Raw genomic sequence first — 11349 nt, 5'->3', positions numbered from 1 at the left:
TGAAATGGATGTTAACCAGGGAACGGAGCGTTCGGACGGGCGTAGTAGATCCATGCGAGTGCCGTAGCGAAGATGAAGTAGACCACGCAGCCCCAGAAGAACGTTGGTGCGCTCATCAGCGTGAGCAGCACGCCGACGATGAACGGGCCGAACGCGGCGATTGCGCCGGTGAAGCCGATGACACCGCCTGCCTGTCGCTTCGGCAGGATCATCGGCATCTGCTTGAACGTGCCGGCGTTGCCGATACCAGCGAAGACAGACATGGCAAGCATCGTGTAGAAGAACGGTGCTGCGGCGTCGCCACCGCGGGCAAGGAAAATTGCGGCAATTGCAGTGGTGACGGTCATGCCGACACCGGCGACGAACGTCCAGATTGCACCGCCGTACTTGTCGCACAGTGGGCCCCACAGTGCGCGGATCAGCGCACCAAGCAGGGCGTACATGAACGCCCATCCGAGCAGCTTCGTCGCGTTCTCACCGAAGGAGTTCTTCATCAAGAGCGCGAGCTGCGCGCCGAACCCGGCAAGTGCACCGAACGTCATCACGTAAATGATGGTGAGGATCCAGGTGTTCTTGTTTCCGAAAATATCGATCTGCTGGCGGAAGTTCGCCTTTACAGGAACGTCCTTCAGCATCAGCCAGGACACAATCACCATGATGATGACCCAAGGGACGAAGAACGCTGGGACATTGTGCACGTTAATTGCTGCGCCAGAGCCATCCGATGCCTCAATGGAACCGATCATGGTGATGCCGATCAGCCAAGGCGCCAGCAACAGTACGAAGGACATGCCGAGGTTGCCCAGGCCGGCTTGGAGGCCGAGCGCTGTACCGGACTTTGCCTTCGGGAAGAAGTACCCCGTCGACGGCATGAAGCCAGAGAAGATGCCGCCGCCGATACCTGTCATGAAGGACAGGATCAACAGGGTTGCGTATGAAGTCTCGGGGCTCTGGACCGCAAAATACCAGCCGACCAGTGGGATGAGGAAGAGTGCTGTCGAAAGCGTAATGAGCTTTCGGGTACCAAGAACTGGTGGCAAGAACATCCAAATCAGGCGGAAGATACCAGCTGCCAGTCCTGGGACTGCAGTAAGCCAGTAAAGCTGTGCAGCAGTGAGGTCGAACCCGATCTCATTGAGCCGCGGCGCAATCGCCGCCACGATGTACCAGGTGACGAACCCGAAGAACATCGAAATCGTCGTGATCCAAAGTGTGCGCCATGCAATGCCAGCGTCCCACTTTTCTGGATCTTCAGCGTCCCAACCGGTGAGTACCCGTTGGGAAGTGTCAAGCTTGGACATGGAGTGAAATCCTCTTCAGAAAAACAATAAAGGTCTACATGCTCCGGGTGAATAAAAATGTCAGAAAAACCCGCAACTAATATTAAGAATAGTAGCAGTGAGCTGCTACTATCAACTTATCCACGAAAAAAGTCGTGTATAATTTCGCAACATATATGTGTCTTAATTCGGCGATTTGTACAGATGCTGGTATTTGCGCAGGGAAGGAACACTTCATGGAAACAACTACGGACCCCACAGCGATAGTTATCGTCGTTTCGGACCGGGTTTTCGGGGGCGAGCGAAAAGACAAAGCATCCCCCGCAGCCACCCGGCTGCTCACTGAAGCCGGATTCCAGGTCACGCAGCCGGTGATCGTCCCGGAAGGTGACGAAGCGCTCCGGAACGCAATGGCACAGGCGGTGAAGGATGGAAACTCGCTCATCCTTACCTGCGGTGGCACCGGGCTCGGACCGCGCAACCTCACCCCTGAAGTAAGCGAAGAGTTCATCTCCACACGGCTCCACGGCATCGAAACCCAAGTACTGATCGACGGGCTGGAGCATTCACCGCGCGCCGGACTTTGCCGAGGCCTCATTGGTCTCACTTCCCGGGAGCCTGGTGCAAGCCTCATCGTCAACGCCCCGAGTTCGCACGGTGGCGTGCGAGACACCCTCGGTGTCATCCTTGCGCTGTGGCCTAGTCTGACAGAGTGGGTTCGCTAACCAGACGCTACTCGGTAGCGGGAAACTCGACGTCCCCAAGCTCGTCGAGTTCCAACCGCGTATCGTAGTCGCGCTCAGCGCCAGTGCCCTGGACTCGTACTACGTGCTCAACCGCGTCGAAGAGGCGCTTCGCGGGAATGTCGCGTGAGCCCGCAGCGTCGAGTGCAGCTACTAAGGAGGCCCGGTTCCACACCGCACATAACGGTTGCAGATACCCATCCGCAGCTTCAACGACCGCAACGTCCGCACCGTCGCGAGCGGCTCGAGAGAGTACCGGGATCAGTTCAGGGGATCGTGGTGCGTCGACGGAGACGATAGCGACGAAGGGGGCATCGATACGCGAGAGCCCTGCAGCAATCCCCGCGACGGGACCCCCGAACGGCGGATCCTCACTCACCGTAGGCACTCCCAGCGGTTGCGGACTGACGACGATGCGCGGCACATCATCAGGAATGCGGGCGCACACCGCATCAACGAGGCGGGTGCCATTCACTTTCACCTGGGCTTTATCGGCGCCCATTCGTGTCGAGCGTCCCCCAGCGAGCACAATGACGCCAACATCCTCCCACTTGTGTTGCACGCTTCGCACGCCTCGCACGCTATGTCTCGGGAAGCTCGCGCGACCAGTCGCCAGATCGACCACCAGACTTGGCCACGATCCCCATCCGGCGCACAAATGCCGAGCGGTCGACACCCTTGACCATGTCCACGATGGCAAGTGCCGCAACGCTGACAGCGGTCAGCGCCTCCATCTCGACACCGGTGCGGTCCGCCGTGCGAACGGTGGCCTCGATGAAAACGTGGTCTTCGCGCAACTCCACGTCTACCGCGCAACCGTGTACGCCAATCGTGTGGGCGAGTGGCAGCAAGTCCGGCACGCGCTTCGCAGCCGAAATGCCTGCGACGCGTGCAACGGCTAACACGTCGCCTTTCGGCACGGTGCCTTCACGCAGTGCCTTCATCACCTCAGGCGAGCAAGCGACTTCACCTTGCGCGGTTGCATTCCGTACGGTTGGCTGTTTCTCCGTAACGTCAACCATGTAGGCCTGGCCAGCAGCATTGAGATGGGTAAATTTCATGTTGAGTCTTTCTTTCTTTAAAACAGCATCACTGGGATGCGAGTGGGGGCGTCGGTTCCAGGGGCAAGGACCGCGATTCCGTCCACTGCAGGTAGGGAAGCAACGAATCCGGAGCCGCCATGTCCGCCGGCAAAGGCTTCAGCGCGGACAGCCCCGTGTTCGGTGTGCAGGCGCACAGGTACGAATACATGGCGATCTGCGCGCGGGGTGGGGAAGTGCGTATCGACGTCCGCTTCCACCATTGTTCGCTCGTCCATGCTGCAACGCGTGCGGTTTCCTGCACTCGCACGCAGTAACGGGATCGCGTACAGCGCGCACGAGACGAACGCCGCAACTGGATTTCCGGGCAGGCATATAAAAGCAGCTTCGGACCATCGTCCAACGCCCTGCGGACTTCCCGGGCGCTGGGCGACATGGCCGAACCACATATCTGGTGAGGAGGCTGTGACAGTGCGGACTACGTCGTACGCTCCAGCGCTGACTCCGCCGGTAGTGACCACGATGTCTGCCTGCTGCGCGGCCTGCTGGAGTAAGACCTCGGTCGATTGCGTATCGTCATCAGCGTGCATCGTGAATACCTTGGCGTAGCCGCTTTCGCGCAGAAGCGTCGCCACCATTGGCAGGTTTGAATCGGGAATTTGTGCGCCGCGAATGTCGCCGGGCCAGGCAACGAGCTCGTCGCCAGTAGAGACGACTGCGACGGTCGGGCGTTCGAAAACGTCCACAGTGCGGACACCAGTGGCGACAAGTGCAGCGAGTGTGCCAGCGTCAATCCGTGTCCCCTCGCGCGCAACGACTTCGCCGACGCCGACATTCTCACCAGCATGTCGGATGTGGGAGCGGCCAAGGTCGACAGAAGTGATCTGGACCTCGTTAGGGAGAGGATAAGGGCCTCGGGGGATATTCGTCTGCTCGACTGGGACGACATGAAGACCGTCCTGTTGCGGCATCGGTGCGCCAGTCATGATTCGGACTGCATGGCCAGTCGGGCAATCGATTGCGTCATGTCCGGCCGGGATCTCACCAGCTACAGGCAGTACCCACGGCCCGTCACCGAATAGATCCGACTCGTGGGCTACGAAGCCGTCGACCGCCGAGTTTGAAAAAGGTGGCACTGGGAACCGTGCCACGACGTCGGCTGCGAGTACTTGGCCTACGCAGTCACCTAATGGGACATCGCGCTTAATACGGGGCCGCGCCGCAGCCAGGACACGGGCCAAATGTTCGTTGACAGAAGGGAGAGTGTTCATTAGTTCTTAACCACCGATTTCGCTCATGAGGCGCTCCGGCTGCAGGAAGCCCTCGTCATCAATGCCGTGTCCGGGCTTCTTCAGCCACATGGCTTTCGACCAGAGGTCCGCGAGCTCCGCGTCGGAGGCACCCCCACGCATGACGTCGCGGAGCGAGACCTCGTCGGCCGCTTTCGAGAACAGGCAGGACCGGATGGAGCCGTCAGTCGTGAGGCGGGTTCGGTCGCAGGCGCCACAGAAAGGGTGTGTCACAGACGCGATAATCCCAAGCTTGCCGCTGCGAGTACCGTCTGTGACATCCCATAGGGCAGCGGGTGCAGAACCCCGTGGCTCGACGGCAGGTGCAAGCGTGAAATCGTGGCGGAGACGCTCAACCAAGTCATGCGCCGTCACCATGTCGGTGCGCTTCCACTGCTCGCGTGGGCCCAGCGGCATTTGTTCGATAAAACGCAGCTGCAGCCCGCGTTCCAGCGCAAAGCGCACGAGGTCTGTGACACCGTCTTCGTTGATGCCCGGCATCACTACCGCGTTGACCTTCACCGGCTGAAGGCCTGCTTCCACTGCGGCGTCGATGCCCGCAAACACGTCGTCGATGCGGTCTCTGCGGGTGAGCTGTGCGTAAAGCTCCCGATCCGTGGTATCGAGCGAAACATTCACTCTGTCGAGGCCGGCGTCGGCAAGCCTCTGCGCCCGGCGCGCAAGGCCCAGGGCATTCGTGGTGACCGCAGTTGAGGGTGCGACGCCCTCGTCGGTGCGCATGGTCTTCGTCTCACTGATGATGCGTTCCAACGAGCGCCGCAGCAGTGGCTCGCCCCCTGTGAAACGCACCTGGCGGATGCCGAGGTGCTCCACAGCCAGGCGGATCAGCCGGATAGTCTCCTCGTCGGTGAGTGCCTCTTCAGTTGGCATCCATTCAAGGCCCTCTGCAGGCATGCAGTACGTGCAGCGCAGGTTGCAGCGGTCGGTAAGGCTGACCCGGAGGTCTCGTGCCGTACGCCCAAAACGATCGTCGAGCGTGCGCGGGGCGGGCTGCTCACCTGGGTCCAAGCTGGCGTTTGGTGCGAGCGGACCGTCGGAAGCTGCGCGGGACGCTAACGGCGATGCAAGAGGAAGGTGAATGGGCATAGTGCTGTCAATAATAAGTACGAATTACGCCAGGTCAAGAATTAGCAGTGAAAAACCCGTATTTATTGCTCGGGTGTTTGTGTCTTCCTTCCGCGGTTACCGGGGCCCGGCAGCGCGATAATCTCATAGTCGCCCTTGGCGAGGTGTTTCCGTAGGTCCTTCTTGTCAAACTTGCCCACCGAAGTCTTGTCGATCACATCGACGAACGTCCAATACTCAGGTGCCATCCATGTTGGTAACACATCGGCGAGATTCTTTCGCAGCCGCTCCGCTGTTTCCGCGGTGCGCGGGATATCGTCCAAAAGCACGGTAATAGCCAGTGGGCGCTCGCCCCACTGGCGGTCGGGGAAGCCAATCACAGCGCACTCGATGACATCTTCGGCTTCCATGATGAGGTTTTCCACCTGTGCGGAATAGATCCATTCGCCGCCAGATCGGATAACGTCGCGTGCACGGTCGTACAACGTCATGTAGCCATCGGCGGTGACTGTTCCGACATCACCAGTGCGCAGCCAGCCGTCTTCAGTGAAGTGGTGGCGGGCGTCATTAATCTCTTTGCCCCGGAACGTCGAGGCCAACTCGCCCTTTTCTTGGGTTGGCGAGTGGTAGTAGCCGTTGGCAACCAAATTTCCTCGCACCTGCATCTCGCCTTGTGAAAGGTCAGTTGATGCCATCACCTCTCCATCGTTGACCACGCGGTATTCCAGCCATGGCACAAACCGTCCCTGGGACACACGATACGCCTGGCGAGCTTCGCCTGAAGCGCCTGATGGCGGGCGTGCCACCGTGCCAACAGTAGACGTTTCCGTCATGCCCCACACGTGGACGACGTCGACACCGTAGCGTTCCTCCCACACCTTGATCAGTGCAGGCGGGGCAGGGGAGCCTCCGACGAAGATCTCCTGCAAGCTCATGCGCTCAGGCGGCGTATGTAGATAGTGCACCATCAGCTGGATCCACAGCGTCGGTACACCGTGTGCCACGCGTGGGTGCGTCGAGGCAATAATCGTTGCAAGCGTCGGTGCGGAAACGTCGGCACCTGGTAGTACCATCGGTGCGCCGGTGACGTACGCTGCGAACGGTACGCCCCAGCTCAACACGTGATAGATGGGGATGCAGCACAGGAAAGACTCGCCGTGCGTAATCGCTAGTGAATCCGTTGAGCGAAGCGTCATCGCCTCGAGCCAAAGGGAACGGTGCGAATACGCCACGCCTTTTGGCGCGCCAGTCGTTGCTGTCGAATACACCAGTGTGGCTGCAGTGTTTTCTGGCAGTTCCGGCCACGAGTATCGTGTTGCTTGGCCGTCGAGAAGCTGCTCGTAGCTATGCACCTTGGCAGCTCCGAACGACAACCCAAGGACGTCGTCGCTGAGCAGAGCGCCAATAAAGACAATGTGCTCAACCAGCGGGCACATCTCCATCACTCGGCCAAGCTTTTCAGCTAGCCGCGGATCAGCCACAATGACCTTCGCCTCTGAATGATTCACCACATAGGCAATCTGATCCGGCATCAACTGAATATTCAGTGGGGTGAACACGGCGCCTTTCGCGGCGGTACCAAACATCACCTCAATATGCTCGGAGCAGTTAAACATGAACGTAGCCACGCGCTGGTCCCCGTCAATGCCCAGCAAGTTTTCCGCAGCGTTGGCAAAAGCGCTGGCCCGCGCGCCAATGTCCGCAAACGTGCACTCTTCGGCGCCCGTGGGCCCCCACGTCGTACACTTCGTCGAGGCGTGAGCGGTGCGCCCATACTCCAAAATGCGACCGACGGAAAACGGCACTTCCTGCATCGTTGAAAGCATGGGCACCACTTTAGCGCGAATGAAGCACGCGCAATTCAATCATGCGATACAATACAAGGCGGATCATGCGCATCGCACGAACTTTGCTGCGCAGCCAACCTCATCGATCCGCTTCCCCTTTTTGCAATCTACGTGCAGTGGCGTAGTTTTATTACATGGTTTTCACTGACCATGGGGGAGCGCGCAGGCAATTCAGTTACTGCTAACGAAGTTGCAGCGCACAGTGAACGAAACGACACAATGCACACGAAAGCTTCGAATCAGTGTTCACTCTCTTTGCTGGCGAAGTGACGAAAGGATATCCGTGACAGATACGGGAAACGCAGCAGGAACTGACCTTCAAGCGCTGAAGATTCCTGAACTGCGCAAACTTGCTGCAGAAAAAGGCCTCAAAGGTGTCTCCGGTCTGCGGAAGGGCGAGCTTATCCAAGCAATTACTACTGGCACCGTGCCTGGAAAGGCTCCTGCGAAGGCAGTAGAACCTGCGAAGGCAGTAGAAGAGGAAACTCACAGCGACAACCGTCGCCGCGCCACCCGCAAGGCCGCAGATCCCGCTGAAAATAGTGAGGAACAAGGCGACAAGACGGGCAAAGAGGAAAAGGGCAAAGAGCAGCAGTCCGGGCAGCACGAGGGGCGCTATGAGTCCCGATCTGCGGCACGCCGTGCTCGCCGAAACCGTGCGCGACACAATCATGAGTCCCACGATGCCGACGCAGAACAGAAGCACTCGAACGACGAGAAGAACGATAAGCCCGAAAAGCACGATAACGGCTCGGCCGACGAAAAGTCTGAAAACAACAACGACGGCAACGGCGGCCGCGGCCGCAACCAACGCAATGACCGCGGCGGTCGTAACAACCGCGACCATGACGAAGACGGAGGAGGCCGTCGTGGACGCCGTGGCCGTCGTGGACGCCGCGGCCGTGACAACAACCGTGACCAGCAGGATAACCAGAACATCCCACCAGAAGAGCTGCAGGAAGTAGCCGGCATCGTCGACGTCATTGACAACAATGCTGCATTTATCCGCACCACTGGTTACCGTCAGAGCAGCGCAGATGTGTACGTGAACAACCGCCTCGTTCGGGCGAATGGGTTGCGCTCCGGCGATGCGGTCATCGGTCAGGTGCGCGCGAACGGGCAGGGTCACCAGCATGGCTCTGGCCGCAACCGCCAGCGCTACAACCAGTTGGTCCGTGTCGATTCCGTGAACGGCATGACGCCAGAGGACGCTAAGCAGCGCAAGCAATTCCACAAGCTGACCCCGCTGTATCCGAATAAGCGTCTGCGCCTGGAGACAGAGCCAAACATCCTGACCACGCGAGTGATCGACCTGGTCATGCCGATTGGTAAGGGTCAGCGTGCACTGATCGTCTCCCCTCCAAAGGCTGGTAAGACGACAATTCTGCAGAACATCGCGAACGCAATCGCGAAGAACAACCCAGAGTGCTACCTGATGGTCGTCCTCGTTGACGAGCGTCCTGAGGAAGTCACGGACATGCAACGCAGTGTGAAGGGTGAGGTTATCGCCTCCACCTTCGACCGCCCGCCGTCAGAGCACACCGCTGTCGCGGAGCTCGCGATTGAACGCGCCAAGCGCCTCGTTGAGATGGGCCAAGACGTTGTAGTCCTCCTCGACTCGATCACGCGCCTGGGTCGCGCGTACAACAATTCGTCGCCGGCATCGGGCCGTATCCTGTCCGGTGGTGTTGATTCCAACGCACTGTACCCGCCGAAGCGTTTCCTGGGTGCTGCGCGCAACATCGAGGAGGGTGGCTCGCTTACGATCATCGCTACGGCGATGGTGGAGACGGGCTCCGCTGGTGACACCGTCATCTTTGAGGAGTTCAAGGGCACCGGTAACGCCGAGCTGAAGCTTGATCGTAAGATCGCGGAACGCCGGGTCTTCCCAGCTGTCGACGTCAACCCGTCTGGTACCCGCAAGGATGACCTGCTTATGGGGCCGGATGAAGCGCGCGTGATGCACAAGTTGCGTCGAATCCTGTCGGCACTTGACCCGCAGCAGTCCATCGACATGCTGATCAAGCAGTTGAAGAAGACGAAGAGCAACGGCGAGTTCCTGATGGGCGTTGCCAACTCGGCACCAATGGTGGCCGATCAAGACGCAGAGGAGTACATCTAATGGCTGGCGAAGTTTCGCTCGTCGACGACTACGTCGCCGAATACGAGGGCATTCAGGCCCAGATGGGCGACCCAGATATTGCGGGCGACCAGGATAAATTCCGGAAGCTTTCAAAGCGCTACGCCGAACTGCAGCCGATCATCAAGGTCAACGACGCGCTGAACCAGGCGAGGGAAGATCACGAAGCTGCGGCTGAGATGGCGTACGAAGACAAAGAGTTCGCCGAAGAAGCTGAACGCCTTGCGAAAGAGATCGTCGCGCTTGAGGAGGAACTCGCGGACCTGCTCGCACCTCGCGACGAGCACGATGGTGATGACATCATCATGGAGCTCAAGGCCGGTGCTGGCGGTGAAGAGGCGGCCCTCTTCGCTGGCGACCTCGCCCGCATGTACCAAAAGTACTGCGAGAAGCACGGCTTGACCTGGGAAGTACTCGACTTGTCTGAGTCGGACCTTGGCGGCGTAAAGGATATGACCGTCGCGGTGAAGGCGAAGACGCCGTCACGTGACGGTGCATGGTCCAAGCTGAAATTTGAGGGTGGCGTACACCGTGTGCAGCGCGTGCCAGTCACCGAGTCGCAGGGCCGCATTCAGACGTCGGCCGCGGGTGTATATGTGTTCCCGGAGCCGGACGAAGTGGCGTCGGTAAATATTGATGAGAAAGACATTCGCGTTGATGTCTACCGATCCTCCGGCAAGGGCGGCCAGGGTGTGAACACCACTGACTCCGCCGTGCGTATTACCCACCTGCCGACGAATATCGTGGTGACCTGTCAGAACGAGCGCTCGCAGATTCAGAACCGCGCCCGCGCAATGCAGGTGTTGCAAGCTCGCCTTGACCAGCTCGAGCGCGAGAAGGCCGAGGCCGAAGCCGCCGAGGGACGCGCTTCCCAGGTGCGGACTATGGACCGCTCCGAGCGCATTCGGACCTATAACTGGCCCGAAAACCGTATTTCGGATCACCGCATCAACTACAAGGCGAACAACCTTGACACGGTGCTCGATGGCAACATGGACGATCTGATTACGGCGTTGCAGACACACGAGCGGCAGGAACGACTTGAAGCCGAGTAAACAACCCGCTCAACAGGTCATCGCCCGTGGCGCGCAGATGCTTGCGGCCGCGGGCGTTGCCACGCCAGCAGTCGACGCGAGGTTGATCGCTGCCTGGCTTCTCGACGACACCCCGATGAACGTACTGTTCCTCGACGTTGACCAGGAGTTTGAAACAGCGTTTGAAGCAGCGATTCAACGCCGGGCATCGCGCGAACCACTCCAGCACATCGTTGGAGCCGCGCCGTTTGGGCCTTTGACGCTGCGTGTCGGACCAGGCGTGTTTATCCCGCGGCCGGAGACCGAGGTCCTAGCCGATTGGGCAGTGAAGACATTGCAGCAGTCCGCCACTTCGCAGGCGCCCACTGTCGTGGATCTGGGCACTGGTTCGGGCGCGCTCGCGCTCTACATCGCGCATGCGGCACCGTGCGCCGAGGTGATCGCGGTGGAGCGGTCCGAAGCTGCTCGCGAGTATGCCCAACGAAATCGCGATGAACTCGGCTTGAACGTCCGGATCGTCGAAGGGGACATGACTGATCACAACTTGTTGTCTACGCTGCATGGCACCGTAGACATGGTGGTAAGCAACCCGCCGTACGTTCCCAATACCGACGGTCTGGACCCAGAGGTCTACGTAGACCCACCGGAGGCAGTCTTTTCCGGAGACGACGGTATGGATGCGATACGTGGCCTGGTTCCGGTGGCTGCGGCGCTGCTGAAACCGGGCGGAGTATTTGCAGTTGAACATGATGACGCAACTTCTGACCTGACTGTCGACGCCGTTACGGCATCCGGCATGTTCGAAAGAGTGGAGCGGTTAGCGGACCTCACCGGAAAGCAACGCTTTGTCTGTGCCCGGAAGCGGAGCGAGTAAGCTAGTCCGGTACTGA

10 protein-coding genes are annotated in these 11349 nt (G+C 59.5%); 4 read left to right on the top strand and 6 right to left on the bottom strand.

The window, feature by feature from the left end:
• Positions 1-11: 11 nt before the first annotated feature.
• A complete protein-coding gene (locus BJP05_RS06070; protein ID WP_070362629.1) occupies positions 12-1301 on the bottom strand; it encodes an MFS transporter in 1290 nt (429 codons plus the stop codon).
• A 215-nt stretch (positions 1302-1516) separates the two neighbouring features.
• Between BJP05_RS06070 and BJP05_RS06065 the strand changes: the two genes are divergently transcribed.
• Positions 1517-2005 carry a molybdopterin-binding protein gene (locus BJP05_RS06065; protein ID WP_070362628.1) on the top strand — a complete coding sequence of 163 codons (489 nt, stop codon included), beginning with the start codon at positions 1517-1519 and terminating at the stop codon, positions 2003-2005.
• Positions 2006-2012: 7 nt separating this feature from the next.
• Here BJP05_RS06065 and BJP05_RS06060 read toward each other — a convergent pair whose 3' ends face one another.
• The 5 genes from BJP05_RS06060 to BJP05_RS06040 form a co-directional block, all read right to left on the bottom strand.
• Complete coding sequence (locus BJP05_RS06060; protein ID WP_240492720.1) at positions 2013-2585, bottom strand: molybdenum cofactor guanylyltransferase; 573 nt, start codon at positions 2583-2585, stop codon at positions 2013-2015.
• Positions 2586-2604: 19 nt separating this feature from the next.
• Positions 2605-3084: a cyclic pyranopterin monophosphate synthase MoaC gene (gene moaC / locus BJP05_RS06055; RefSeq protein ID WP_070362626.1), complete on the bottom strand. Its 480-nt coding sequence runs from the start codon at positions 3082-3084 to the stop codon at positions 2605-2607.
• A gap of 17 nt (positions 3085-3101) precedes the next feature.
• Entirely contained in the window at positions 3102-4334 is a 1233-nt protein-coding gene (locus tag BJP05_RS06050) for a molybdopterin molybdotransferase MoeA (RefSeq protein ID WP_070362625.1), read from the bottom strand.
• 6 nt (positions 4335-4340) lie between these two features.
• Positions 4341-5459: a GTP 3',8-cyclase MoaA gene (moaA, locus tag BJP05_RS06045; protein WP_084028587.1), complete on the bottom strand. Its 1119-nt coding sequence runs from the start codon at positions 5457-5459 to the stop codon at positions 4341-4343.
• A 62-nt stretch (positions 5460-5521) separates the two neighbouring features.
• A complete protein-coding gene (locus BJP05_RS06040) occupies positions 5522-7264 on the bottom strand; it encodes a long-chain fatty-acid--CoA ligase (protein WP_070362623.1) in 1743 nt (580 codons plus the stop codon).
• 304 nt (positions 7265-7568) lie between these two features.
• Here BJP05_RS06040 and rho point away from each other — a divergent pair, with 304 nt between their 5' ends.
• Genes rho through prmC form a run of 3 tightly spaced genes read left to right on the top strand, consistent with a single transcriptional unit; the run spans position 7569 to position 11333 of the window.
• Positions 7569-9407, top strand: a complete 1839-nt coding sequence (gene rho, locus BJP05_RS06035; RefSeq protein ID WP_070362622.1) for a transcription termination factor Rho — start codon at positions 7569-7571, stop codon at positions 9405-9407.
• The gene (gene prfA, locus BJP05_RS06030) at positions 9407-10480 is read left to right on the top strand and encodes a peptide chain release factor 1 (RefSeq protein WP_070362621.1); all 1074 of its coding nucleotides are present in this window, start codon (positions 9407-9409) and stop codon (positions 10478-10480) included. The genes rho and prfA overlap by 1 nt, the downstream gene beginning before the upstream one ends.
• Positions 10467-11333, top strand: a complete 867-nt coding sequence (gene prmC, locus BJP05_RS06025; RefSeq protein ID WP_168156184.1) for a peptide chain release factor N(5)-glutamine methyltransferase — start codon at positions 10467-10469, stop codon at positions 11331-11333. The genes prfA and prmC overlap by 14 nt, the downstream gene beginning before the upstream one ends.
• Positions 11334-11349: the final 16 nt, after the last annotated feature.

It is taken from the genome of Corynebacterium sp. NML98-0116, assembly GCF_001767255.1.
GTDB classification, from domain to species: Bacteria; Actinomycetota; Actinomycetes; order Mycobacteriales; family Mycobacteriaceae; genus Corynebacterium; species Corynebacterium pseudogenitalium.
This window is presented reverse-complemented; position numbering and strand designations above follow the sequence as displayed.